The 23,968-nt window shown below is 61.3% G+C and carries 22 protein-coding genes and 1 pseudogene; 11 read left to right on the forward strand and 12 right to left on the reverse strand.

Annotated features, from left to right (window positions below; genetic code table 11):
• The first annotated feature begins 62 nt into the window (after positions 1-62).
• Positions 63-1,115 (forward strand): LacI family DNA-binding transcriptional regulator, encoded by a 1,053-nt coding sequence (locus tag MA884_RS23705; RefSeq protein ID WP_256232790.1) that lies wholly within the window; start codon positions 63-65, stop codon positions 1,113-1,115.
• A gap of 161 nt (positions 1,116-1,276) precedes the next feature.
• Positions 1,277-2,437 (forward strand): mandelate racemase/muconate lactonizing enzyme family protein, encoded by a 1,161-nt coding sequence (locus MA884_RS23710; RefSeq protein ID WP_256232791.1) that lies wholly within the window; start codon positions 1,277-1,279, stop codon positions 2,435-2,437.
• Positions 2,438-2,494: 57 nt separating this feature from the next.
• Here MA884_RS23710 and MA884_RS23715 read toward each other — a convergent pair whose 3' ends face one another.
• Together MA884_RS23715 and MA884_RS23720 are read right to left on the reverse strand one after the other, a co-directional pair.
• Positions 2,495-3,574: an endonuclease/exonuclease/phosphatase family protein gene (locus MA884_RS23715; RefSeq protein WP_256232792.1), complete on the reverse strand. Its 1,080-nt coding sequence runs from the start codon at positions 3,572-3,574 to the stop codon at positions 2,495-2,497.
• 91 nt (positions 3,575-3,665) lie between these two features.
• Positions 3,666-4,328 (reverse strand): YciC family protein, encoded by a 663-nt coding sequence (locus tag MA884_RS23720; RefSeq protein ID WP_256232793.1) that lies wholly within the window; start codon positions 4,326-4,328, stop codon positions 3,666-3,668.
• Positions 4,329-4,506: 178 nt separating this feature from the next.
• On the opposite strand from MA884_RS23720, the gene MA884_RS23725 reads away from it, so the two are divergent.
• The 3 genes from MA884_RS23725 (at position 4,507) to MA884_RS23735 (ending at position 6,531) form a co-directional block, all read left to right on the forward strand.
• Positions 4,507-5,292: a DUF2076 domain-containing protein gene (locus tag MA884_RS23725; RefSeq protein ID WP_256232794.1), complete on the forward strand. Its 786-nt coding sequence runs from the start codon at positions 4,507-4,509 to the stop codon at positions 5,290-5,292.
• A gap of 125 nt (positions 5,293-5,417) precedes the next feature.
• The gene (locus MA884_RS23730; RefSeq protein ID WP_256232795.1) at positions 5,418-5,897 is read left to right on the forward strand and encodes an NYN domain-containing protein; all 480 of its coding nucleotides are present in this window, start codon (positions 5,418-5,420) and stop codon (positions 5,895-5,897) included.
• A 22-nt stretch (positions 5,898-5,919) separates the two neighbouring features.
• Positions 5,920-6,531 (forward strand): PolC-type DNA polymerase III, encoded by a 612-nt coding sequence (locus tag MA884_RS23735; protein ID WP_256232796.1) that lies wholly within the window; start codon positions 5,920-5,922, stop codon positions 6,529-6,531.
• A gap of 134 nt (positions 6,532-6,665) precedes the next feature.
• Here the strand turns inward: MA884_RS23735 and MA884_RS23740 are convergent.
• A pseudogene (locus tag MA884_RS23740) lies at positions 6,666-7,112 on the reverse strand (Lrp/AsnC family transcriptional regulator); the annotation flags it as partial.
• Between the two features lie 161 nt (positions 7,113-7,273).
• On the opposite strand from MA884_RS23740, the gene yedA reads away from it, so the two are divergent.
• Together yedA and MA884_RS23750 are read left to right on the forward strand one after the other, a co-directional pair.
• Positions 7,274-8,176 (forward strand): drug/metabolite exporter YedA, encoded by a 903-nt coding sequence (yedA, locus tag MA884_RS23745; RefSeq protein WP_256232797.1) that lies wholly within the window; start codon positions 7,274-7,276, stop codon positions 8,174-8,176.
• Positions 8,177-8,233: 57 nt separating this feature from the next.
• A complete protein-coding gene (locus tag MA884_RS23750; protein ID WP_256232798.1) occupies positions 8,234-9,571 on the forward strand; it encodes a DEAD/DEAH box helicase in 1,338 nt (445 codons plus the stop codon).
• Positions 9,572-9,701: 130 nt separating this feature from the next.
• On the opposite strand, the gene MA884_RS23755 is transcribed toward MA884_RS23750, so the two are convergent.
• From MA884_RS23755 to MA884_RS23785, 7 genes are all read right to left on the reverse strand, one after another.
• Positions 9,702-10,937, reverse strand: a complete 1,236-nt coding sequence (locus MA884_RS23755; RefSeq protein ID WP_256232799.1) for a TIGR03862 family flavoprotein — start codon at positions 10,935-10,937, stop codon at positions 9,702-9,704.
• 160 nt (positions 10,938-11,097) lie between these two features.
• Positions 11,098-12,336, reverse strand: a complete 1,239-nt coding sequence (locus tag MA884_RS23760; RefSeq protein WP_256232800.1) for an OprD family porin — start codon at positions 12,334-12,336, stop codon at positions 11,098-11,100.
• Positions 12,337-12,488: 152 nt separating this feature from the next.
• Positions 12,489-14,228, reverse strand: coding sequence for a biotin carboxylase N-terminal domain-containing protein (locus MA884_RS23765; protein WP_256232801.1), 1,740 nt, complete (start codon positions 14,226-14,228; stop codon positions 12,489-12,491).
• Complete coding sequence (locus tag MA884_RS23770) at positions 14,225-15,844, reverse strand: 5-oxoprolinase/urea amidolyase family protein (RefSeq protein WP_256232802.1); 1,620 nt, start codon at positions 15,842-15,844, stop codon at positions 14,225-14,227. The genes MA884_RS23765 and MA884_RS23770 overlap by 4 nt, the downstream gene beginning before the upstream one ends.
• 9 nt (positions 15,845-15,853) lie before the next feature.
• Positions 15,854-16,660, reverse strand: a complete 807-nt coding sequence (locus tag MA884_RS23775; protein ID WP_256232803.1) for a putative hydro-lyase — start codon at positions 16,658-16,660, stop codon at positions 15,854-15,856.
• Positions 16,657-17,427: a LamB/YcsF family protein gene (locus MA884_RS23780; protein ID WP_256232804.1), complete on the reverse strand. Its 771-nt coding sequence runs from the start codon at positions 17,425-17,427 to the stop codon at positions 16,657-16,659. The genes MA884_RS23775 and MA884_RS23780 overlap by 4 nt, the downstream gene beginning before the upstream one ends.
• A 28-nt stretch (positions 17,428-17,455) precedes the next feature.
• On the reverse strand, positions 17,456-18,688 hold the full coding sequence (locus MA884_RS23785) for an NRAMP family divalent metal transporter (protein WP_256232837.1): 1,233 nt from the start codon (positions 18,686-18,688) through the stop codon (positions 17,456-17,458).
• A 268-nt stretch (positions 18,689-18,956) separates the two neighbouring features.
• Between MA884_RS23785 and MA884_RS23790 the strand changes: the two genes are divergently transcribed.
• The 4 genes from MA884_RS23790 (at position 18,957) to MA884_RS23805 (ending at position 21,907) form a co-directional block, all read left to right on the forward strand.
• Positions 18,957-19,622: a GntR family transcriptional regulator gene (locus MA884_RS23790; protein WP_256232805.1), complete on the forward strand. Its 666-nt coding sequence runs from the start codon at positions 18,957-18,959 to the stop codon at positions 19,620-19,622.
• A gap of 153 nt (positions 19,623-19,775) precedes the next feature.
• Positions 19,776-20,345 (forward strand): GNAT family N-acetyltransferase, encoded by a 570-nt coding sequence (locus MA884_RS23795; protein ID WP_256232806.1) that lies wholly within the window; start codon positions 19,776-19,778, stop codon positions 20,343-20,345.
• Positions 20,346-20,447: 102 nt separating this feature from the next.
• Complete coding sequence (gene tesB, locus MA884_RS23800) at positions 20,448-21,317, forward strand: acyl-CoA thioesterase II (RefSeq protein WP_256232807.1); 870 nt, start codon at positions 20,448-20,450, stop codon at positions 21,315-21,317.
• Complete coding sequence (locus tag MA884_RS23805; protein WP_092459762.1) at positions 21,314-21,907, forward strand: HAD family hydrolase; 594 nt, start codon at positions 21,314-21,316, stop codon at positions 21,905-21,907. The genes tesB and MA884_RS23805 overlap by 4 nt, the downstream gene beginning before the upstream one ends.
• Before the next feature lie 143 nt (positions 21,908-22,050).
• On the opposite strand, the gene MA884_RS23810 is transcribed toward MA884_RS23805, so the two are convergent.
• Positions 22,051-22,998 (reverse strand): alpha/beta hydrolase, encoded by a 948-nt coding sequence (locus tag MA884_RS23810; protein ID WP_256232808.1) that lies wholly within the window; start codon positions 22,996-22,998, stop codon positions 22,051-22,053.
• Complete coding sequence (locus MA884_RS23815) at positions 22,998-23,885, reverse strand: neutral zinc metallopeptidase (RefSeq protein WP_256232809.1); 888 nt, start codon at positions 23,883-23,885, stop codon at positions 22,998-23,000. The genes MA884_RS23810 and MA884_RS23815 overlap by 1 nt, the downstream gene beginning before the upstream one ends.
• Positions 23,886-23,968 lie beyond the last annotated feature (83 nt).

Genomic DNA, 23,968 nt, shown 5'->3' on the forward strand with positions numbered 1-23,968 from the left:
ACCGACCCATCAACTGCTTTATACGCAGTCCCGGTTACTTGGCTTCAGATTCGGAACCGTTCATGGCAAAGAAACCAGCAGCGCCCACCTCCCAGGCACCGATGACCGTGACCACCAAGGGTTCGAGCCTGACGTTGATCGACGTGGCAAAGATTGCAGGCGTTTCGCCAATGACTGTTTCCAGGGCTTTGCATCGCCCGGAACTGGTGAGCGAGAACACGCGGGAGAAGGTCCGCGAAGCGGTGCGCCAATCGGGCTATGTGCCGAACATGCTGGCGGGTAGCCTGGCGAGTAACAAAAGTCGTCTGGTGGCGATTTTTCTTCCCACCATCGCTAACTCCATTTTTGCAGACACTGTGCAATCGCTGATGGACCGCCTGACCCAAGCGGGCTATCAAACCCTGCTGGGTCTGACAGGCTACAGCGCGGAACAGGAAGAAAAGCTGCTTGAAGCCGTACTCGGTCGTCGTCCGGATGGCATCGTACTGACCGGTACGCTTCATACCGAATCAAGCCGCTTGCGCCTCGCCCAAGCGGGAATTCCTGTGGTCGAGGCCTGGGATCTGAGTGAAGACCCTTTGGACATGCTGGTTGGCTTCTCCCATGAAAAAGTCGGACAAGAGACAGCGCGACATTTGCTTAAAAAGGGTTACCAGCGCTTTTCTGTGGTGACCATCAGCGACCCTCGTGGCCTGCGTCGCTGCAACAGTCTTGTCGCCGAGCTGCAGCGCCAGGGCATTGAGGAGGTGCCCATGGAAGTCCTGGCGCCCCCCGCCACGCTGGAGGTGGGGCGAGAGGGGCTTCGGCGGCTGCTGGATCTGCCGGTGCGCCCCGACATCGTGGTGTGCAGCTCCGATACCGTGGCTCAAGGTGTGTTGGCGCAAGCAGCTAGTCTTGGCCTGCAGGTGCCCGCTGACCTGGCCGTCATGGGATTCGGCGATCTGAGCAGCGCGGCGCAGGTTTACCCGGCGCTGTCGACCGTCAGCGTCGACGGCGGCAGGATTGGCCTGCAAGTGGCTGAGGCGCTGCTTGAGCGGTTTGAAAATCCCGGTGCCCATCTCAAGCCCGTGCGGATTGACACCGGCTTCACGTTCATCGACCGCGCCAGCACCTGAACCTGGCAATCGATTTTCCGGGGATTCACGGGATTGAATGATTGCGCAATCAGTGTAGTATCGAGTCAAGAGGCCTTCTGTAGCACCGACGAAGGTCTTTTTTATGTCTTGCGATGATTGCGCAATCATCGCGCTTTCAGACCCTGTCCAAGGAGAGTCCTATGCTCGTACAAAAACAATCGCTCAAGTCCTCCGACGACGACCGGATTGCCTGGGTTCGTGTCGCTTCGGTCATCCTGCCGCTGGCCAATCCCATCAGTGATGCCAAGGTGCTTACCGGCCGGCAAAAGCCGATGACTGAAATCGCCATTTTGTTTGCCGAAATCGAGACCGTCGATGGGCATCAGGGCCTGGGTTTCAGTTACTCCAAACGTGCCGGCGGGCCGGGACAATTCGCTCATGCCAAGGAAATCGCCCCGGCGCTGATCGGTGAAAACCCCAGTGACATTGCCAAGCTCTGGACCAAGCTGTGCTGGGCTGGCGCATCGGTGGGCCGCAGTGGTATGTCGACCCAGGCCATCGGTGCGTTCGACGTGGCGTTGTGGGATCTGAAGGCCAAGCGCGCCAACCTGTCGCTGGCGCGCTTGCTCGGTGCTCAACGTGACTCGGTGCGTTGCTACAACACCTCTGGTGGCTTTCTTCATACTCCGCTCGATCAGTTGATGAAGAACACTGATCTCTCGCGAGAAAAGGGCATTGGCGGCATCAAATTGAAAGTCGGGCAACCGGATTGCGCCATCGACATTGAACGGGTCAGCACGGTGCGCAAGCACTTGGGCGACAACTTTCCGTTGATGGTGGATGCCAACCAGCAATGGGATCGCCCGACGGCCCAGCGCATGTGTCGGCAATTTGAAGCGTACAACCTGATTTGGATTGAAGAGCCGCTGGACTGCTATGACGCTGAAGGCCATGCCGCGTTGGCGCAGCAGTTCGATACACCGATCGCCACCGGCGAAATGCTCACCAGCGTTGCTGAACACGCGGAGTTCATCAAGCAGCGCGGCGCCGACTTCCTGATGCCCGACGCGCCACGAGTAGGCGGTATCACCCCTTATCTGAAGGTCGCATCAATGGCCGACCAGGCGGGCCTGATGCTGGCCCCTCATTTCGCCATGGAACTGCACGTTCACCTGGCCGCCGCCTATCCGACCGAGCCTTGGGTCGAGCATTTCGAATGGCTTGAGCCGCTGTTCAACGAGCGTCTGGAAACCCGTGACGGTCGGATGCTGGTGCCCACCCGTCCGGGTTTGGGGCTGACGCTGAGCGACCAGGTCAAACCCTGGACCGTTCAGGAAGCTGAGACCGGTATTCGTCCCTGACTCACCCTGGGCGTCCGGCTTGAGCCACATTCGTCTGGCGAAGAATGTGGCTTGGAATCACGGCGTGGCCGGCAACAGGAATCGTGCAATCACCGGCAAATGATCGGAGATACGCAACGTATCGTCCTGCCGCACCCGAGCCTCGACCCGTTTGATCCGAGGACTATAGAACAGGTAGTCGACGGTACGGTCAGGGCCGTTGAGGCCAGGGTCATTCGGGTAGTGGGTCAGCCAGTGGCGGCGATCGATGCCGCTGGCCTCGTTGTTGGTGGGGATCATCGGGTATTTGTCCCACAGCAGGTGTAGAGGGCTGTCGGCGGAGTAGGGTGTGCGCTGCGCGGCAGGCAGGCGCCGGTATTGGCCCAGGGGGAGCAGATTGAAGTCGCCGCCGATCAGCCAGGGTTTGCTTCGCGATTCAAGTTTGTCCAGTACCTTGCTCACCGCTTTGACCTGGTTCGGCAGGGTCTCATCCGGCTGCGTGGCCCGTTCCAGATGGGTGTTGAGCACGACCAGGTGGCCGCCACTGCTCAGCGGCAGGTGACTGACCAACAAGGCATTTTTTGGCTGGAACTGACGGCTGATGAAATTGGCCCCGGCCACCGGTAACTGCACCCGTTCCGCTTGATCGATGCGGTAACGGCTCAACGTCGCCAACTGCCGGCCAACGCTGCCAAAGATATGCGGGTCGGGGATGAAGTCGGCTTTCCAGTCAAAGGCGCTGGTGCTGCACGGATACAGATCGGTCAATCGTTCCTGCAACAACTTGAGCTGGTTCTGGTAGTCGCTGGCCTTGGCGCCGTCGTCCAGTTCCTGGAGCAACACGATGTCCGGTTGCTCGTCGCGAATGACCCTTGCCACTTCGTCGAGGCTGAAGGCCATGTCTTCGAGGGTCGGGCTTTCATCATTACCCTGGGCCAAGTCGTGCCAGAACACGTAGCGCTTGCCGGCCAGGAACTGGACATTCCAGGTCATCACCTTCAATGCCTGGCCAGGCGTGAGCGTTGCGGTGTTGGCGGCGCAACTGACCGGCAGTGCTTCCCGGGGTTCTGGGCGCCAGGTCAGGCTGTAGATCGACAGGGCGGCCAGGCCGAGAATCACCAACAGGCCCAGCAAGGTGTAGCGCAATAGACGGGTCATGGCTCGACTTAAATGGGCAATACGCAAAAGTGATCCCGAGCATAACCGAGAGCAGTTGCCGAGCCCAAGCCCGTAACCTTCGCAGTCGTCGTCAGCGGCTGTCAGGTTTTTCCGCGACCAGCATGAACATCCGGAACAGCACCACGGTGGTGAACAGCTGCAGGAAGCTGTGAACGCTGTCGATCAGCAAGGCGATCAGCGGGTTCTGGGGTGGCGGATACACCGACAGGCTGGCGCCCTTGAGTAGCCACAGCGGGATCATCACGCAAAGAATGCACAACAGGATGCGCCAGAAATTGCCGCGGGTCAGGCGCAGGCTTTCCTTCATGGCCGCCAGCGGAGTCAGGCCGCGCAGCACCAGCAGGTATTCGCCGAAGGCCAGGACCACCATCAGCCAAAGGCCCGGCAGGAAGTACAACGAGATGCCGACCAGGATCAGCAACGTATTGAGTGCGGTCAGCAAGGCAAAGCGTGGCCACAGGGTCAGGGACGTTGCGAGAAGGTCACGGGGACGGGGCGCTTCGCCGCGACTGCGGGCGTCGAGAAACAGAATGAGCGCGGTGGTGTACAGCGGATATATCAGCAGCCCGACGATCAGGCTGTAGCCGGAGAAACCTTCGGGGCCGACGGCGCTGTCCACACCTTGTTGCAGCACGGCCTCGAGTATCACCAGCGGCAGGCACAGCTGGGCGATCCGGCCAAGATGGCGCTTGAAGAAATACAAAGAGTCGCGCAGCACGTCAAACGGATTCATGAGTCGGTATCGCAGGTCAAAAAGCGGTCCGACACTTTAACCGATCAGGCGCCTGCACAAGCAAACGTAAACATCTGGTAAAGACCATTGAAACCTCTGTGCCCAGCCCCATTACTGGCTGGCACCGGTCCTGTGGGACCGGCATGGTTTTTCTACCCGGCAATCTGATGAGGTCGCCATGAACAGCGAAGAACAAACCCTGATCGACGGACTGTTTTCACGGCTGCAACAGGCCGAAAAGGATTCAGCCCCGCGCGACGCCCAGGCCGAGGCGCGGATCAAGGAACATATGACCGGCCAGCCCGCGGCGGGCTATTTCATGACCCAGGCGATTCTGGTGCAAGAGACGGCGCTCAAAAGCCTCGACGAGCAGAACAAGCAACTGACCCAGCAGATCCAGCAGTTGCAGGCTGATTTGCAACAGGCCCGCCAACAGCCTCCGGCGCCCAGCGGTGGTGGTGGTTTTCTCTCGAGTATTTTCGGTGGCAGCTCGCGTGACTCCCGTCCAGCATCCGCTCCAGGTGCTTCGCCAACCAGCGGTGGCGGCTGGCGCGAACCGCCGCGGCCTGGCTTCAATGCGCCATCCCAGCAGAACTACGCCCCTCCCCAACAGAACTACGCCGCGCCGCCGGCAAACTACGGCGCTGCGCAACAGCAGGCGCCTGGGGCCGGCAGTTTCATGAGCGGCGCGCTGAAAACCGCGGCGGGCGTGGCCGGTGGTGTGATGCTGGCCCAGGGCATCAGCAGTCTGTTCCACGGTGCCCAGCAGCCTCAGGAAGTCGTCGAGGTCATCGAGCAGGAACCGGCCCAACCGGTCAACGACACGGCAAGCAGTGACAGCGGCTGGGGCGATGACTCAAGCGTCGCCGGTAACGATGCCTATGGCAGCGACCAGGGCGGTTTCAACGACGCCGACTACAGCGACGATTCATCCTTCTTCGGCGATGACGATTCCTTCGTCTGACCTGCCATTCGTCCGGGGCGCCCTGGTGCCTCGGACCGATTATTCGCGGAACATTCCTCTGGGCTGGCATACTGGGCAACTTTTCGGGCCCGCGCTGCTGGCTTGTGCATTCAAGAGGAAACGCGGTGAAAAAAATCGCAGTGTTCGCCGATGTCCAGAACCTCTACTACACCGTGCGCCAGGCTTATGGTTGCCATTTCAACTACGCGGCCTTGTGGGCCGATGTCAGCAAGCAGGGGCAGATCGTCGAGGCCTACGCTTATGCGATCGATCGCGGTGACAGCAAGCAGCAGCAATTCCAGCAGATCCTGCGCAACCTGGGGTTTGTCGTGAAGCTCAAGCCTTATATCCAGCGCAGCGACGGCTCGGCCAAAGGTGACTGGGACGTGGGCATCACCCTGGACATCATGGATGCCGCCGATCATGTTGACGAAGTGGTGTTGGCGTCCGGTGACGGTGACTTTGACATGCTGCTTGAGCGCATCATCAACAAACACGGCGTCCAGGCGGTGGCCTATGGCGTACCGGGGCTGACGGCCAACTCGCTGATCCGCGCCGCCAGCCGCTATGTGCCGATCGAAGGCGCGTTGCTGCTCAAGAATTGATTGTTACGGAGTTCAGACAGGTTTGGAACGCATCGCAGTCATCGACTTTGAAACCACCGGCATCACGCCGAGCAGCAGTTGCCGGGCCACCGAAATCGCCGTGGTGATTCTCGAACAGGGCCGGATTGTGGATCGCTATCAGAGCCTGATGAACGCCGGTGTGCGTGTGCCACCGTTCATCGAGCAACTGACCGGCATCAGCAACGCCATGCTGCGCAGCGCCCCGCCCGCGGAAAAGGTGATGAACGAAGTCAACGAGTTCGTCGGCATCACGCCGCTGCTGGCCCACAACGCCGCGTTCGACCAGAAGTTCTGGGACTTCGAACTGGGCCGGATCAAGCGCACCCGTTTGCAGAATTTTGCCTGTTCACTCCTGCTGGCCCGGCGCCTGATGCCGGCGGCGCCGAACCACAAGCTCGGCACGCTCAACACCTTCGCCGGCCTGCCCCACACCGGCCAGGCTCACCGGGCCATGGCCGACGCCGAAATGGCCGCCAACCTCACCGCGCACCTGGCGACGCAACTGCGGCAACAGCACGGGCTGCGGGAGTTGTCCCACGATTTGCTGTGCAGTTTGCAGAAAGTGCCGGCGGCGAAGATCAACGAGCACCTCAAGCGCCATCGCGGCTTTTAAACACACCGCAAAGCAACTGTGGGAGCGAGCCTGCTCGCGATAGCGTCGGTTCAGTCGGCACCTAAGTTGACTGATACACCGCCATCGCGAGCAGGCTCGCTCCCACAGTTCTGATATGTGTTGGCGCGATTATTCCCATTGCCTTCCAACTGCCCCAACGGCACGCGCTTTTCAATCGCGCTGGACAGCACGATCGAGGTCTTGCTGAAGCCAAACTTGGCGATGCGGTTGATCAGCTCTTCCAGTTCCGGCATCGAGCCGACCGCCGCCTGCATGATCACGCACGGGTCGCCCGTCACCCGATGGCATTCGGTCAGTTGCGGGATCCTGCACAGCTCATCGTAAGTCTTCTGGTTGCCGTGCTGGTTCATCCGCAGTTCGATGACGCATTGGACCGGCAGGCCGATCTTCGCCATGTCGACTTTCGCCTGGTAGCCGGTGATCACGCCGCTGGCTTCCAGTTTGCTGACCCGCTCGGCCACGGCCGGGGCCGACAGGTTCACTTTACGGGCCAGTTCGGCATAGGACGCACGACCGTTTTCCAACAGGGCGCTGAGCAGCATGCGATCGTATTTATCCACGGTTCGGGCTCCCGGAGGGCTGACTTTCGAAAGTGCGGTTTATAGCGCCAATCTCCGTGTTTTGAAAAGTGTACGGTTCGGATAAACAGGTTTTGTAACTTATTTTCCGCCTGTCGCCTTTCTAGAATAGCGTCTCTCATTGTCCTGATTTCGAGCTGACCATGCCTGGCCCACGCCGTTTCCCCTTGCCATTGATCGCTGCATTTTTTGCCTTGTACGTCATCTGGGGGTCGACCTACCTGGTGATTCGCATCGGTGTGGAACATTGGCCGCCGTTGTTGCTGGCCGGGATTCGCTTCGTGATCGCCGGGTCGCTGATGTACGGTTTCCTGCGCTGGCGCGGGGCGCCGGCACCGACCTGGGCGCAGTGGAAGGCGGGGGCGGTGATCGGCGTGTTGTTGCTCAGTTTCGGCAATGGCGCGGTCAGTGTCGCCGAGCACACGGGCGTGGCGTCCGGGGTGGCGGCGCTGGCCGTGGCGACGGTGCCGCTATTTACCTTGCTCTGCGGATATTTCTGGGGCGCCCGTAATACCCGTCTGGAGTGGGCGGGGATTGTGCTGGGGTTGATCGGCATTGCCATGCTCAACCTCGGTTCCAACCTGCAATCGAGCCCACTGGGGGCGACCTTGCTGCTGTTCGCGGCGGCATCCTGGGCCTTCGGTTCGGTGCTGAGCAAGCACCTGCCGCTGCCGGCGGGAGCGATGGCCAGTGCCGTGGAAATGCTGGTGGGCGGTGTGGTGCTACTGATCGGCAGCGTGGCCAGCGGCGAACGCCTGGACCGCATTCCGCCGCTGGAAGGCTGGCTCGCGCTGGCCTACCTGACCTGCTTCGGTTCGATCATTGCCTTCAACGCCTACATGTACCTGCTCAAGCACGTACGTCCGGCGGCGGCCACCAGCTATGCCTACGTCAACCCGGCGGTGGCGGTGTTGTTGGGCATTGTGTTCGCCGGTGAAACCATCGGAAGCGAGGAGGCCCTGGCGATGTTGGTGATCATCAGTGCCGTGGTGTTGATCGGATTGCCCCAGTGGCGCAAACCCAAGCCTGCGCCGGCCGAATCCTGATTTAGGGTAAACTGCCGCGCATTGCACACCTTGCGCTGATTTTCCTACGGTACTTCCATGACCTTCGCCACCCTTGGCCTGATCGACCCCTTGCTGCGCGCCCTCGAGACGCTCGGCTACCAGACCCCGACCCCGGTGCAGGCCCAAGCCATGCCGGCGGTGCTGGCCGGTCGCGACCTGATGGCCGCGGCCCAGACCGGCACCGGCAAAACCGCCGGCTTTGCCGTGCCGCTGTTGCAGTTGCTGACCACCGAGGGGCCGAAGGTCAGCGCCAACTCGGTGCGGGCGCTGATTCTGGTGCCGACCCGTGAACTGGCCGAGCAGGTTCACGAAAGCGTGCGCCAATACGCGCAAAACCTGCCATTGAGCACCTATGCGGTGTACGGCGGCGTCAGCATCAACCCGCAGATGATGAAGTTGCGCAAAGGTGTTGATCTGCTGGTCGCCACCCCGGGACGCTTGCTCGACCTGTTTCGCCAGAATGCGCTGAAGTTCAACCAGTTGCAGACCCTGGTGCTGGATGAAGCCGACCGCATGCTCGACCTGGGCTTTTCCGAGGAACTGGCGAATATCTACAAAGCGCTGCCGAAGAAGCGCCAGACGCTGCTGTTCTCGGCAACGTTCTCCGACGCGATCCGCTTGCTGGCCGGGCAAATGCTCAATGATCCGCTGAGCATTGAGGTCAGCCCGCGCAACGTCGCCGCCAACACCGTCAAGCAATGGGTGGTGACGGTGGACAAGAAGCGCAAGCCAGAGTTGTTTGTGCACCTGATGCGCAAGAACAAGTGGAAACAGGTGCTGGTATTTGCCAAGACCCGCAACGGTGTCGATGCGCTGGTGGAAAAACTCCAGGGCATGGGCGTCAATGCCGACGGCATTCACGGCGATAAACCCCAGGCCACCCGCCAGCGGGCGCTGGACCGTTTCAAGGCCAGTGAAATCCAGATCCTGGTGGCCACCGACGTCGCCGCTCGGGGGCTGGATATCGAAGATTTGCCGCTGGTGGTGAATTTCGATTTGCCAATCGTCGCCGAGGATTACATTCACCGTATCGGTCGTACTGGCCGGGCGGGCTCCACCGGGGAAGCGATTTCCCTGGTCTGCGCCGATGAAGTGAATCTGCTGTCAGCCATCGAAACCCTGACCCGTCAGACGTTGCCACGGCAGATGGAACAGGACTTCGAGCCTGAGCATCGGGTGCCGGACACCGATGCCAGCGGCCAGGTCATCAAGAAGCCAAAAAAGCCGAAGAAACCGAAAGCCTCGGGCGGTGGCGGCAAGCGCAACCTGGGCAAGTGGGTCGACAGCGGAGACACTTCGCCCGTGGAGCCCTCGGTCAAGCCGGTGCGCAAAGTACCGGTGTTCAATACCGGGCCGCGTAAGCGTAAGCCTTGAAATCAATGGCCTCCTGGGACCTGTAGGAGCTGTCGAGCGAAGCGAGGCTGCGATCTTTCGATCTTTCGATCTTTCGCTCACGACTCAATGGTCTGGGACAAGATCGCAGCCTCGTTGCACTCGTCAGCTCCTACGGATTCAAGAATTCCAACATTCCCAGCCCCGCCGCCCGGCCGCTGGCAAAGCAGGCCGTGAGCAGATAGCCGCCGGTCGGTGCTTCCCAGTCGAGCATTTCCCCGGCGCAGAACACGCCAGGCATCTGCGTGAGCATCAGGCGTTCGTCCAGGGCTTCGAAGGTCACGCCACCGGCACTGCTGATGGCTTCGTCCAACGGTCGGGTTTTCACCAGGGTAATGGGCAAGGTCTTGATTGCCTGAGCCAGCCGCGCCGGGTCGGCGAAACAATCGGCGGGCGTTTGCTCGCGCAACAGCGCAGCCTTGACCCCATCGATCCCCAATTGACTGTGCAGGTGCTTGGCCATCGAACGTGAACCGCGAGGCTTGCTCAACGCTTGCTGGATCTTGTCCAGCGGCCGGCCCGGCAGCAGGTCCAGATGGATCGTCGCGCTACCGTGCTGGTTGATGGCTTCGCGAATCGGCGCCGACAGGGCATAGATCAGACTGCCTTCGATGCCGGTGGCGGTGATCACGCACTCGCCGAGGCGCGGTTTGTCGTCGTTCAGGCCGATGGCGACATTTTTCAGCGGGGCACCGGCGAATTTGCTGACCATCAGATCGCTCCAGGCCTGCACTTGGAATCCACAATTGCTCGGCTGCAGTGGCGCCAGGGCTATGCCGTGCTGTTCCAGGGGCAGCATCCAGGCACCGTCCGACCCCAGGCGTGACCAGCTGCCGCCGCCCAGGGCCAGCAGCGTCGCGTTGGGCTGCAACGCCTTTTCGCCGTCGGGGGAGGCAATTCTCAAGCTGGCGTCCGGGTTCCAGCCAAGCCAGCGATGGCGGGTGTGAATCACCACGCCGGCATCACGCAGACGCTTGAGCCAGGCGCGCAGCAACGGGGCGGCTTTCATGTCGGTAGGAAATACTCGCCCGGAGCTGCCGACAAAGGTATCGATGCCCAATCCGTGAATCCATTCGCATAACTCGTGCGCACCAAATGCCCGCAGCAGCGGGGCGATATTGGGCGCGCGTTCGCCGTAGCGGGACAGAAACGGCGGGAAGTCTTCCGAGTGGGTGATGTTCATGCCGCCGACACCGGCCAGCAGGAATTTTCTGCCCACTGAGGGCATGCCGTCGTACAGGTCGACCTGTATTCCGGCCAGGCTCAACACCTCGGCCGCCATCAGGCCGGCAGGGCCACCGCCGATAATGGCGACGTTCGGGGTATGGGGGCGGACGGTTGGGGTCATGGCGTGAGCTACGGAGGACGGGAATAAGCGGGGCATTCTATCAGCACAGATCCCTGTGGGAGCGAGCCTGCTCGCGATAGCGATCTGTCAGCCAACATCCATGCAAGCTGATCCGCCGCCATCGCGAGCAGGCTCGCTCCCACGGGGAGGGCGATGATTCTTAGAGCGCTAAGGTGTAGCTCACGATCAGACGGGTCTCATCCAGGTCATTGCCAAAGTTCGAACGAACCGTCGCATTCCTGAGTTTGACCCCGAGGTTCTTCAGTGAACCACTTTGGATCACGTAACCGATGTCGGTATCGCGCTCCCATTCTTTGCCCGTGTTACCGCCTGCGAGCTGGGCATTGTCGCCGTTGACATAGCGCGTCATGAAGGTGAGCCCGGGAATGCCCAGTGCGGCGAAGTTGTAGTCATAGCGCAGCTGCCATGACCGCTCCTGGGTGTTGGCGAAATCGTTGATCTGCACGAAGTTGACCAGGTATGGGTCGCTGTTGGCGATGTAGGGGAACGGATCGTCTCCGCTCATGCGCTGATAGGCGGCCGTGAACACATTGGAGCCCAAGGTGTAGGAAACCAGCCCGTTCGCTGCCCGGTTATCGAGAGGACGGAAATGACCGTCATCGGTACTTTTCGAATAGCGCAGATCGAACTTCAGCGACTGTTGTGCGGCGAGGGGGATTTCATAGACGACGCCGCCAAAGAACTGTCGATAAACATTTTCCAGGTTGCCATAAAACAAACTGGTGCTGAGGGCTTTGTTGAAACTGTAAGTACCACCGGCAAAGCGGAAGTCATCACTGACACCGCCGATGCGGTTACCGGTGAAGTCCTGATAGTTGGAAGAACTGTTGAATTTTATTTGTTCCAGTTTGCCCCCTTGCAGAACCCACTGATCAATGTCGCTGGAAGTCAGTAGCGCGCCTTCGAAAGTAGACGGCAACAGGCGCGTGTCATTGCTCGATACCACGGGTGTGCGGAAGGCGAGTGAGCCAACTTTCAAAACGGTTTGCGAAACTTTCGCCTTGGCCGTGAGTTCGAGTTTGGAATATTCGTCCTGTGAGCCGCTACCGTTTTTCGAACCCAGGTCAGCCGGCAACAGGCCCGTGCCACCGGAACCATCACCGCCGTCAAGCTTGAGGCCGAGCATGCCAACGGCGTCGACGCCCAGGCCCACGGTACCGGCGGTATAACCGGACTCCAGGCGCAACATGACGCCCTGCGCCCATTCTTTTGCCGCGTCACGCTGGGCCGTGGGTGGACCGTTGCGAAAGTCGCGATCAAAGTAGAAGTTTCGCAGTTCCACACTGGCCTTACTGTCGGCAATAAAATCTGCAGATGCCGTCAATGGAAAAACCAACGCGCAGGTACCCGCCACCGCAAAAGCCTTGTTGATCAACATGCTCTTTATGCTCCAGATAACGCCAGATTTCAGGGTTGTGTTTTATCGTGAGTGTCTATGCAACATGACATCGAACATTTTTTGCGGGCAGCACGCGGCAACCGGGTTATTCACCCGTTGCGCGTGTTACCTGCGTAAGGAAAACGTTTGGATCAGTGAGCGGTTTCGATACGGCCGATGATTGAACCGGCTTCGAAATAGGCGCCCGCCTGTTCAGTAATCCGCACCTTGCCGTCAGAAGGGGCCAGGATCGATGTTTCCATTTTCATCGCTTCGATAACGGCGACCACTTGCCCGGCGTTCACCGCTTCGCCGTCTTCCACGACCCAGGTATGCAGATTGCCCGCGACCGAGGTGCGTAGCGCCTGCGGATCGGCCTCTTCGCTCGGGGTCGTGTTTTCGCCCGCTGTGGCCGGGGCGTTCAGGCTCAGACCGCGCAACAGCTCGGCCGGCAGGCCCAGTTCGTGGCGCTTGCCGTCGATTTCCACGAACGTGCGTAACACCCCGGGGTCGGCCGACAGGACGATGCGTGGTGCGAGGGTGATCTGGTCGGCGAAATCGGTTTCGATCCAGCGCGTATGCACGGCGAATTTATCGGTACCGGTGAAGTCCTCATGGTCCATCACGGCCCGGTGAAAGGGCAGTACCGAGGCGATACCCTCGATATTGAATTCGGCCAGGGCGCGCCGGGCGCGCACGATGGCCTGTTCGCGGGTGGCGCCCGTGACGATCAGCTTGGCCATCATCGAATCGAAGGTGCTGGGCACTTGCGAGCCGCGGGTCACGCCGCTGTCCAGGCGTACGCCCGGGCCAGAGGGTGGCTGGAAGGCGGTGATGTGGCCGGGGGCGGGCAGGAAGCCCTTGCCCGGGTCTTCGGCGTTGATGCGAAATTCGAAGCTGTGGCCACGCGGGGTCGGCGTTTCGTTGAAGGACAGGGGGAACCCATCGGCGATCCGCAGTTGTTCGATCACCAGATCCACGCCGGTGGTTTCTTCGGTCACCGGGTGCTCGACCTGCAAGCGGGTGTTGACCTCGAGGAACGACAGGGTGCCATCCTGGCTGAGCAGGAACTCCACCGTGCCGGCACCGACGTAACCGGCTTTGGCGCAGATATCCTGAGCGGATTGATGAATACGCTGGCGCTGTTCGTCGCTGATGAAGGGTGCTGGCGCTTCCTCCACCAGTTTCTGGTTGCGTCGCTGCAGCGAACAGTCCCGGGTCCCCACCACGACCACCTTGCCGTGTTTGTCAGCGAGGATCTGCGCTTCGATATGCCGAGGACGGTCGAGGAACTGTTCGACGAAACATTCGCCACGACCGAAGGCCGCTTCGGCTTCGCGCACGGCCGAGGCGAACAGTTCGGCGACCTCGTCCAGACGCCAGGCGACTTTCATACCGCGTCCGCCGCCGCCAAAGGCAGCCTTGATGGCAATTGGCAGACCGTGCTGTTCGGCAAAGGCCAGTACTTCGGCGGCGCTTTCGACCGGGCCAGGCGTACCGGCCACCAGAGGCGCGCCGACCAGTTGGGCAATTTTCCGCGCCTCGACCTTGTCGCCGAGCACGTCGATGGTCTCCGGATTGGGACCGACCCAAATCAACCCTGCGTCGATCACCGCCCGGGCGAAGTCGGCCCGTTCAGACAGAAAACCATAGCCGGGGTGCACGGCATCGGCGCCGCTGCGTTTGGCGACGGCGATAAGTTTGCCGATATCCAGGTAGGTCTCGGCCGGGCGTTGGCCATTCAGTGAGTAGGCCTCGTCGGCCTGGCGCACGTGCAGGGCGTCGATGTCCGCGTCGGCATAGACCGCGACAGACTGCACACCGTAGTCGCGGCAGGCGCGGGCGATGCGGACGGCAATTTCACCACGGTTGGCAATCAGTAATTTTTTCATGGAAGTTTTTTCACATCGGCAGTTGAAGAAGAGGCTTGCGTAATGGGTTGAATCTCTTTGAAGCCGTCCACAGGGTTGAAGCGAATCTGCGCATTGATAGGTATCTGGCCTGCCAGGTCGAGATGGTAGCTGGCGACTGCGGCGATCACCGGATAGCCGCCGGTCAACGGGTGATCGGCGAGAAACAGAACCGGTTGGCCGCTGGCCGGAACCTGAATGGCGCCGACGCAAGTGCCTTCGCTGGGCAACTCCTGGTGATTGCTGCGCGCAAGCGGCATTTCACCGGCCAGACGAATACCGACGCGGTTGGACTGTGAGGTAACGCGCCAGAGCTGACTGCCCAGACGCTGGATGGCGTCTTCGGTAAACCAGTCGGTACGCGGGCCCATGACCACGTCGAGGGTGACGATGTCGCTCGCCGTTGGCAGTTCAAAGGCCGGCGCTTCGTTCAGCGATACGCTGGTGCCCGTGCTGAGTGTCGCAAAACCCAGGCGGTCACCGGCTGCCAGGGCGGGGGGGCCGACTTGGGCCAGGGTATCGGTGGACAGGCTGCCAAGCACGGGCGTGACGTCGAAGCCGCCGCGAATCGCCAGGTAGCTGCGCAGTCCCGCCTTGGGTGAACCGAGGCTGACGCGATCGCCCTCGTCCAATTCGATGGGTTGATAGTTGGGCGCTTGCCATTGCAGGCCGCCGGCCGTGGTGATGCTGATCGGAGTCTGGGCGCCGGTGACAGCGATCACGGCGCGACCATGGCAGACAACACTCAAACCGCCGAGTATCGCTTCGATGCAGGCCATGTCCGAGCGGTTGCCCACCGCGCGGTTGGCGGCTCGCAGGGCACTCAGGTCCAGCGCGCCGGATTTGGACACACCTTGGCCGGTCTGGCCGGGACGCCCCAAATCCTGCAGCACGCTGTGCAGCCCGGGGGTGAGGATTTCCAGGCAGGCGCCGCTGGGTGGGGCGGCGCATGTCGGCGGGTTGGGCACCGGCAAACCGCTGGCCGGGAGAGGGCCGGCATCGGTAAAGCGGACCTTGTAACCGGGACGTAGCAACGCCGGTTCATCGCGGTTCAGATCCCACATTCGCGAGGGCGTTACGCCGATGATCTGCCAGCCGCCGGGGCTGGCTTGTGGATAGACGCCGCTGAACTCGCCCGCCAAGGCTACGGCGCCGGCGGGTATGCGGGTGCGCGGGGTTTGCCGGCGCGGCACCTGGAAGCCGGCACCTCCGGTGAGGTAGGCGAAGCCCGGAGCGAATCCGCAGAAGGCCACGCTGTAGTCATGGGCAGTGTGACGTTGGACTACCTCGGCGCGGCTGATCCCCAGCAGCGTGGCGACCTCGTCGAGGTCTTCACCATTGTAGTGAACGGGGATTTCCACCCGGCGATGCTCGATCGCGCGGCGCTGGCTCAGGTCCTGGCCGGCGATACGGTTGACCAGCGCCTGGCGTTCGATGGCGCTGGGGCGGAACTGGATCAGCAGCGTTCGTGCGGCAGGAATGATTTCCTCCACGCCAGCAATAGGCTCGGCCATCAGGGCGTCGAACAACGCCAGGGTCTCGTCCAGGTCTTTCAATTCGACAAGCAGGGCGTCCAGGTTGACGGGTAGAAAACGCACAGGAAACTCCTAGACGTGGTAGGTGCTATCAGGCACATCGGTGATGAACATATGGCCAGGTGAATGGGTAATGGCGAAGGGCACGCCCGACGCCATGACCGCTGCCTGGGGCGTTACACCGCAGGCCCAGAACACCGGGATCTCGCCGGGTTCGATACGAACGGCGTCACCGAAATCGGGTCGATTCAAGTCCTGGATGCCGAGCAGCGCGGGCTCGCCGATGTGCACAGGGGCACCATGGACCGAAGGATAACGCCCGGAAATACTCGCGGCCTGCGCTACACGATCGGCCGGGATCGGGCGCATGGACACCACCATTTCACCGTGCAGACGTCCGGCCGGACGGCAGGCACGGTGGGTCCGGTACATCGGTACGTTGCAGCCATCGGTGATATGCCGCACTTCGATGCCGGCCTCTTGCAGGGCCGTTTCGAAGGTAAAGCTGCAACCGATCAAAAAGGCCACCATGTCGTCGTGTTCGGCCCAGGCCTGAGTGGCATCACTGACTTCCTCGGCCAGCTTTCCATCACGCCAGATGCGGTACAGCGGGATGTCGGTGCGCAGGTCGGCCCCTTCAGCCAGCAGCGTACTCGGACTGCCGGCGTCGCTGACGTCAAGGATCGGACAGGCTTTGGGATTACGCTGGGCGTACAGCAAGAAGTCGTACGCCCAGGCGCGCGGCAGGGCGATCAGGTTGGCCTGGGTCATGCCCGGTGCGATACCCGCCGTGGGGGCGACCAGGCCATTACGGTAAGTGGTGCGTGCATCGCGGGCAGCGGCAATCGCCGCCTGGCGGGCGAGATCGAAGGCTCTCATGGGCGAGCTCCGGCAAAGGGCTGCAAGGACATGTTTGCCTGTTCCAGTACGCGGCGCAGCTCGCGGGCCATTTCTACCGCTGCCGGGCTGTCGCCATGGACACAGATCGAGTCGGCCTGGATGCGGGTCAAGCTGCCATCGATGGCTTCCAGGGTGCCGTCTTCAACGAGACGCAGCATGCGTTGGGCCACGAGCTGGGGATCGTGCAGCACGGCCCCGGGCTCGCGGCGAGAGACGAGGGTGCCCTGTGGCGTATAGGCGCGGTCAGCGAAGGCTTCGGCGACACACTGCAAACCCTCGTTACGGGCCAGTTCAATCAGGCTTGAGCCTGCCAGGGCAACCAATATGAGGTTGGAGTCGACCGCGCGGATGGCTTCGATCACGGCCAATGCCTGACGGCGATCGTGGGCAATGGTGTTGTACAAGGCGCCATGGGGCTTCACATAGCGCACGCAGGTGCCGGCGGACTTGGCCAGGCCCTGCAACGCGCCGATCTGGTAGATCACGTCGGCAGTCAGCTCATCACTGGCCACGTCCATGTTTCGTCGGCCAAAGCCCACTTTGTCCGGGTAAGCGACATGGGCGCCAATGGTGACATTTTTTGCCACCGCAGCTTTCAATGTGCGCAGGATGCCGGCCGGGTCACCGGCGTGAAAACCGCAGGCGACATTGGCGCTGGTCACGACATCGAGCATCGCGGCATCGTCGCCCATGCGCCAGGCGCCAAAGCTTTCGCCCAGGTCGCTGTTGATATCTATCGTTGGCATTCACGTGACTCCTTGTTCGTTATCGGGCTCAGGCAACGTTGAGGAAGGCGAAGATCGGCCCAACGGATTTGATTGCCATGTACCAGGTCAGCAGGCAGGTCAGGGCGCCCAGCACCAGTAGCCAGCGTGGGTAATGGTAACCGTCCATGAGGTCGGACCGGCGCCAGCCGACGTAGATAAAGATGCTCAGGCCGATTGGCAGTATCAGGCCATTGAAACCGCCCGCGAAGAGCAGCAGTGCGGCGGGAGCCGTTCCCATCAGGACGAAGATCAACAGCGACAGGGCGATGAACACGGTGGTGGCGCGGTTGCGACCCTGCTCGGTGATGTCCGGCTTGAACACGGTGATAAAGGAAATGGAGGTGTAAGCGGCGCCGATCACGCTGGTGATACTGGCGGCCCAGAGGATGAGACCGAAGACGCGCAGGCCGAACTGCCCGGCCGCTGCCTGGAAGGCTTGTGCGGCCGGATTGGCGCTCTGACCCGAGGTGTCGATGACTACGCCGCTGGCAACAACGCCGAGGATGGCGAGAAACAGGATGTAGCGCATGAGGCCGGTGACCATGATGCCGCCCAGGGCTGCTTTGGTCACTGCCTGGAGATTTTCTACCCCGGTAGTACCGCGATCCAGCAGTCTGTGAGCCCCTGCATAGGTGATGTAACCACCGACCGTGCCGCCGACAATGGTCGTAATGGTGGCGAAGTTGATCTGGTCCGGAAGTACGGTCTGGTAGAGGGCTTCACCCAGTGGCGGGTTAGAGGCAAAGGCCACGAACACCGTCAAGCCAATCATCACCAGACCCAGCACGACAATCAGTCGGTCGATGGCCAATCCGGCGCGATGGGAGAGGAAGATGCCGATGGCCAGCAGGGCGCTGAGACCGCCGCCCCATTTTGCATCAAGCCCCAATAGCGCATTCAGACCCAGCCCGGCACCGGCGATGTTGCCGACGTTGAACACCAGCCCGCCGAAGATCACCAGCACCGCCAACAGGTAACCACTGCCTGGAATGGCTTTGTTGGCCACGTCTGCGGCACGCATTCGAGTCAGGGTGACGATACGCCAGACGTTCAGTTGAACCACGAAGTCGATCAGAATCGACGCCAGAATACCGAACGCAAATGCCGCCCCCATCTTGGCCGTGAACGTGGCGGTCTGGGTGATGAACCCAGGGCCGATGGCGGACGTCGCCATCATGAAAACTGCTGCGATCAGGGAAGAGCGTCGCGTCTTTGTAAAATCTTGAGCGGTCTGTGTCACGGCTGTCTGTGTCACGGCATCATTCCTGCGGGTGGGAGATTTTTTTTATTGAGCAACGAGCGTGCCAGGACTCAATTATCAGCCTCTATGTGTTGATCTATAGCGCCTGGATTGTTCAACAATCAATTTGATAGAAGGCTACAACTTGCACCGAATTGTAACCTTGTCACTCGTGCGTGTTACTTAATGATGCAGGCAGGCCCCTGGCGCCTTGCCATGCACCAAGCTCTCGTGGAACATCGTGGCTTTCTCTTATCCTGGATTGCACATGAACGACGTTTCACCTTCCCTTCCTCGCTCGCTGGGAGAGTCCATCACCCAGGAAGTCCGCAGAATGCTGGTCGAAGGTGAACTGGTTCCGGGCCAACGGCTGTCCGAAGCGGCCCTGGCCGAAAACCTGCAGATTTCCCGCAACACCTTGCGGGAAGCGTTCAGGGTCCTGACCCGCGAGGGTTTGCTCAAGCATGAGCCCAATCGCGGAGTAAGCGTGGCGGTACCCGACATGGCGTCGATCATCGACATCTATCGTGTACGCCGTTTTATCGAATGCAAGGCCATTGCCCAGGGGTACCCGCTGCATCCGGGAGCGTTGCATATGCGCGAAGCGGTGGAGGCGGGCATGCGAGCGCGTGAAGCCAAGGACTGGAAGGCTGTTGGCACCGCCAACATGATGTTCCACAAGGCTATCGTCGAACTGGCCGACAGCCCGCGATTGGTGGTGTTCTACGGTCAGATATCGGCCGAGCTGCGGCTGGCGTTCGGGTTGCTCAAAGATCCGCAATTCCTGCATATGCCCTATGTCGATATGAACGTTTCAATTCTGCGTTGTATCGAAGAAGGACGATCAGAGGAGGCAACCCGGTTGCTCGAAGCCTATCTGGTGCAATCGGAGCGCACCGTTCTGGCTGCTTACGAACGCAGTCTGAACCGATAGCACCCGACGAGCGCGACGAACTCCTCGCCAGCAAAGCCAAGCCTGTCGATAATTGATACCTGGCGCAGCCGCGTGGTTCACGGCGGCCGTGGGCAGTTTATTTGGGCGTTGAGATTTCGCTTGAGTAGACGTTGGGGCATGGAGAGGAAGGAAATGGAGCCGATACTGGAACTGGAAAGCGCACGGCTGCTACTGCGCCAGTGGCGCGACGCGGACTTGCCGGAGTTTGCCGCCATGTCTGCCGATGCGCAGGTGATGCGTTATTTTCCGGCGCCCTTGAGCCGTCTGGAAAGCGCCGCGCTGATCGGGCGTGTGCGTGGGCATTTTGCCGAGCATGGTTTTGGTTTGTGGGCCCTGCAGCGCAAGGATACCGGGGCCTTCATCGGCTTTACCGGCTTGGGCGTGGTCGGGTTCGACGCGCACTTCACTCCGGCGATCGAGATCGGCTGGCGTCTGGCCCGGGAGCACTGGGGCCTGGGTTATGCCAGCGAAGCCGCATGGACGGCCCTGCGCTGTGCCTTCGATCGCCTGGGGCTGGAAGAGGTGGTGGCGTTCGCCGCCGTCGATAACCTGCCCTCGCAGAAGGTCATGCAAGCCATCGGCATGCATCATGACCCGGCCGATGACTTCGAACACCCAAAGCTCGCGGTTGGTCATCCATTGCGTCAACATGTGCTCTATCGCATCAACCGTGAGCAGTGGCTACAGACCCTGCACGGTTAGCCAACACGGACGTTTACAATGCCCGCCACAATGGCCTGGGCCAACAATCGATCCACCGTCGCGGCACCGACTGCGCGGTTGAGCTGTGTGAGGAAAGTCTGAATGAGCCACGTGTTGGAAGATCTGGTCGACCTGCTGACCCTGGAACCCATCGAAGAGAACCTGTTTCGCGGTCGCAGTCAGGACCTGGGGTTTCGCCAGTTGTTCGGCGGCCAGGTGCTGGGCCAGTCACTGTCGGCAGCCAGCCAGACCGTGGAAGAGGCCCGTCATGTACATTCGATGCACGGTTATTTCCTGCGCCCGGGCGATGCGGCGTTGCCGGTGGTCTACCAGGTGGACCGGGTGCGTGACGGCGGCAGTTTCAGCACCCGCCGGGTCACGGCGATCCAGAAGGGCAACCCGATTTTCACGTGCAGCGCTTCGTTTCAATACGACGAGCAGGGTTTTGAGCACCAGAACACCATGCCCCAGGTCGTCGGGCCGGAGAACCTGCCTTCGGAGCTGGAACTGACCCAGCAGCGGGCGCACCTGCTGCCCGAGCACATGCGGGAAAAGCTGCTGTGTCCCAAACCGATCGAGGTGCGCCCGGTTACCGAAAAAGATCCCTACAATCCGCAACCGGCCGATCCGGTCAAGTACGTGTGGTTCCGGGCCGATGGCGCGTTGGCAGACTCGCCGGCCCTGCATAAATACTTGCTGGCCTACGCCTCGGACTTCGGTTTGCTGACCACCTCGATGCTGCCCCACGGCAAATCGGTTTGGCAAAAGGACATGCAGGTCGCCAGCCTCGACCACGCCTTGTGGTTCCATGCCGATCTGCGGGCCGATGACTGGTTGCTCTATGCGATGGACAGCCCGTGGGCCGGCAATTCCCGTGGGTTTTCCCGTGGCAGCGTGTTCAATCGCACCGGACAGTTGGTGGCATCGGTGACCCAGGAAGGCCTGATCCGCCACCGCAAGGACTGGGCATGAGCCTGGCCGATGTGCGGCACTGGGTATTCGACATGGACGGTACGCTGACCATCGCCGTGCATGATTTCGCGGCGATCCGCGTGGCCCTGGCAATCCCGGCCGAAGACGACATTCTGACCCACCTGGCGGCATTGCCGGCCGACGAAGCCGCGGCCAAGCATGCCTGGTTGCTGGAACACGAGCGGGACCTGGCGCTCGGCTCCAGGCCTGCGCCGGGGGCGGTTGAGCTGGTGCGCGAGCTGGCGGGGCGGGGTTATCGCCTGGGGATCCTGACGCGTAACGCCCGCGAGCTGGCCCACGTGACCCTGCAAGCTATTGGCCTGGCAGACTGTTTCGCCGTGGAGGATGTGCTGGGCCGCGACGAAGCACCACCCAAACCCCATCCAGGCGGCCTGTTGAAACTGGCCGAGGCCTGGAGTGTGGCGCCCGAGGCGATGGTGATGGTGGGCGACTACCGTTTCGACCTGGACTGCGGCCGTGCGGCGGGCGCACGGACGGTATTGGTGAACCTGCCGGACAATCCGTGGCCGGAGCTGGCGGACTGGCATGCGCGCGATTGCGGGGAGTTGCGGCGAATGCTGTCGGCTTGAAAGATGGGTTGACTGATAGATAGCTATCGCGAGCAGGCTCGCTCCCACAAGGGGTTTGCGTCGATCAAGAAGTGTGTGTCCACCGCAGATCTACTGTGGGAGCGAGCCTGCTCGCGATGAGGCCCTGTCTACCACTGCAAAACTCACTGACCAAACAACACCCTCTGCCCCTCAGCCGAATTGAACATCCCATCCCCATCATGCCCAACCCCGGGCACTTCGATCAGCCGCTGATTCAGCCCTTCGGGATGACGCCGGGTCAGGTAGTCAAAAAAGAACTGCCCGCGCAGTAACCGGTACGGCCCTTGGGTCTGCGCTTCACAGCCTTTATCCAGCGCCGGATGTTCCGGGTTGATGTCCTGTTGCCCAAGCAGATAAACCATGTCGCGCTTGATGTAGTTGTCTTCCAGTTGAGCGGGTGTCTGCCCGGCTGCATAGGCGGGCAGGTTCTGCAGGCCGTACTTCCACTGGTTGAAACCGGGACAACCGGCCGGGTCGAAGGCCATGGGGCGCTGTGTATCGAAATAGGCATAGGAGGACGGGTTGGCGATGACAAATCTCGGGGCGATCCGGGTCTGGCCGCGCGCGAGCAAGGCGTAGCGCTGCGCGACCTGTGCGCCGCCGGAATGCCCTGCGATGACGATCTCTTTCACCTCGGGAAACTGCTGCCGGTCACTGACCCGGGCAACGATATCGTCGATGACCTGAAAGGAACTGACCGCATTGGGCCCTGTGGATAAGCCGCCGGCCATCCACTCGTTGCCCTGCCAGCGCAGGAGATCATTGGGCAACTGATGGCGGGCAACGTCATGTTCGTTGAGAAACTGCGGGGCGATGATCAGGGTCGTGGCCAGTTGACCAGCATGTGCGGCGGCCTTTTCAGCGCTGTGCAGATACGTCTGGGCGTTGCGCCGCCGGCCATGGAGGATGATCAACACGCGCTGGATAGACGCCGGGGGCGGACTCACGCCGACGACCATGGCCCCGGACTTGAGTTGCAGTCGCCCTTGAGCGACCACGTTCACGCCCTGTTCGTCTGCCTGGGCAAAGGTGCAGCACAGCATCAGGCTGAGGAGGACGCCCCATTTCATTACAGATTTTTCGCCGCGAAGGTGTCGCATTGGCTGACCTGACCCTGGGCGAACCCGGTCTTGAACCAGCGAACCCGTTGCGCCGAAGTGCCGTGGGTAAAGGAGTCCGGCACCACCCGGCCCTGGCCTTGCTGCTGGAGGCGGTCATCACCGATGGCGTTGGCGGCGGTCAAGGCCTCTTCGACGTCCCCCGGCTCCAGCCAGTTCAGGCGCTTCTGCGCATGGTTGGCCCAGACGCCCGCCAGGCAATCGGCCTGTAATTCCTGGCGTACCAGCAGACCACCATCGCCTTCCATCTGGCGACCCTGGCGGCGAGCCTCCTGGATTTTTGCCGACACACCGAGCAGTGTCTGGACATGATGCCCAACTTCATGGGCGATGACGTAGGCTTGGGCGAAATCCCCGGCGGCGGAGAACCGTTGGGACATTTCCTGGAAGAAACTCATGTCCAGGTAGACCTGTTTATCGGCCGGGCAATAGAACGGGCCGGTGGCTGATGAAGCGAGGCCGCACGCCGAGTTGACCCGACCGCTGAACAGTACCAGTTTGGGTTGCTGGTACTGGCGCCCGGCCTGCTGAAAGACTTGGCCCCAAGTGTCTTCAGTATCACCGAGGATCGAGCGCACGAACTCGGCCTGTTCATCGTTCGCGGGCGGCGCCTGCCGGGTTTGGGAGGAGGCGGGGGCCGAGGTCTGGTCCATCTGTCCGGCCAGTTGCCCAAGAATCTGCATCGGGTCCTGCCCGGTGATCCAACCGATGCCGACGATCAGGACAATGGCCGTCAGGCTCAGTCCCTTGCCGCCGCCGAAACGCATCCCACCGCCGCCACCACCGTCACCGCGGGCGTCCACCACGTTGTCACTGCGGCGACCTTTTTTCCATAACATGTGGGAATCCTCTGATTGACCGTGTGAAGAGTGTTGCCGCTGAGTGGGTTTGCCGCCAGTTCACGGACAGACATTCGCAGTGA

The sequence above is a fragment of the Pseudomonas sp. Q11 genome (assembly GCF_024494355.1).
GTDB lineage: Bacteria > Pseudomonadota > Gammaproteobacteria > Pseudomonadales > Pseudomonadaceae > Aquipseudomonas > Aquipseudomonas hefeiensis.

What these genes read in the sequence shown, in the direction of transcription:
- MA884_RS23705 (WP_256232790.1), top strand. Translation starts at nt 63, where the DNA reads ATGGCAAAGAAACCAGCAGCGCCCACCTCCCAGGCACCGATGACCGTG.
- MA884_RS23710 (WP_256232791.1), top strand. Translation starts at nt 1,277, where the DNA reads ATGCTCGTACAAAAACAATCGCTCAAGTCCTCCGACGACGACCGGATT.
- MA884_RS23715 (WP_256232792.1), bottom strand. Translation starts at nt 3,574, where the DNA reads ATGACCCGTCTATTGCGCTACACCTTGCTGGGCCTGTTGGTGATTCTC.
- MA884_RS23720 (WP_256232793.1), bottom strand. Translation starts at nt 4,328, where the DNA reads ATGAATCCGTTTGACGTGCTGCGCGACTCTTTGTATTTCTTCAAGCGC.
- MA884_RS23725 (WP_256232794.1), top strand. Translation starts at nt 4,507, where the DNA reads ATGAACAGCGAAGAACAAACCCTGATCGACGGACTGTTTTCACGGCTG.
- yedA (WP_256232797.1), top strand. Translation starts at nt 7,274, where the DNA reads ATGCCTGGCCCACGCCGTTTCCCCTTGCCATTGATCGCTGCATTTTTT.
- MA884_RS23750 (WP_256232798.1), top strand. Translation starts at nt 8,234, where the DNA reads ATGACCTTCGCCACCCTTGGCCTGATCGACCCCTTGCTGCGCGCCCTC.
- MA884_RS23755 (WP_256232799.1), bottom strand. Translation starts at nt 10,937, where the DNA reads ATGACCCCAACCGTCCGCCCCCATACCCCGAACGTCGCCATTATCGGC.
- MA884_RS23760 (WP_256232800.1), bottom strand. Translation starts at nt 12,336, where the DNA reads ATGTTGATCAACAAGGCTTTTGCGGTGGCGGGTACCTGCGCGTTGGTT.
- MA884_RS23765 (WP_256232801.1), bottom strand. Translation starts at nt 14,228, where the DNA reads ATGAAAAAATTACTGATTGCCAACCGTGGTGAAATTGCCGTCCGCATC.
- MA884_RS23775 (WP_256232803.1), bottom strand. Translation starts at nt 16,660, where the DNA reads ATGAGAGCCTTCGATCTCGCCCGCCAGGCGGCGATTGCCGCTGCCCGC.
- MA884_RS23780 (WP_256232804.1), bottom strand. Translation starts at nt 17,427, where the DNA reads ATGCCAACGATAGATATCAACAGCGACCTGGGCGAAAGCTTTGGCGCC.
- MA884_RS23790 (WP_256232805.1), top strand. Translation starts at nt 18,957, where the DNA reads ATGAACGACGTTTCACCTTCCCTTCCTCGCTCGCTGGGAGAGTCCATC.
- MA884_RS23795 (WP_256232806.1), top strand. Translation starts at nt 19,776, where the DNA reads ATGGAGCCGATACTGGAACTGGAAAGCGCACGGCTGCTACTGCGCCAG.
- tesB (WP_256232807.1), top strand. Translation starts at nt 20,448, where the DNA reads ATGAGCCACGTGTTGGAAGATCTGGTCGACCTGCTGACCCTGGAACCC.
- MA884_RS23805 (WP_092459762.1), top strand. Translation starts at nt 21,314, where the DNA reads ATGAGCCTGGCCGATGTGCGGCACTGGGTATTCGACATGGACGGTACG.
- MA884_RS23810 (WP_256232808.1), bottom strand. Translation starts at nt 22,998, where the DNA reads ATGAAATGGGGCGTCCTCCTCAGCCTGATGCTGTGCTGCACCTTTGCC.
- MA884_RS23815 (WP_256232809.1), bottom strand. Translation starts at nt 23,885, where the DNA reads ATGTTATGGAAAAAAGGTCGCCGCAGTGACAACGTGGTGGACGCCCGC.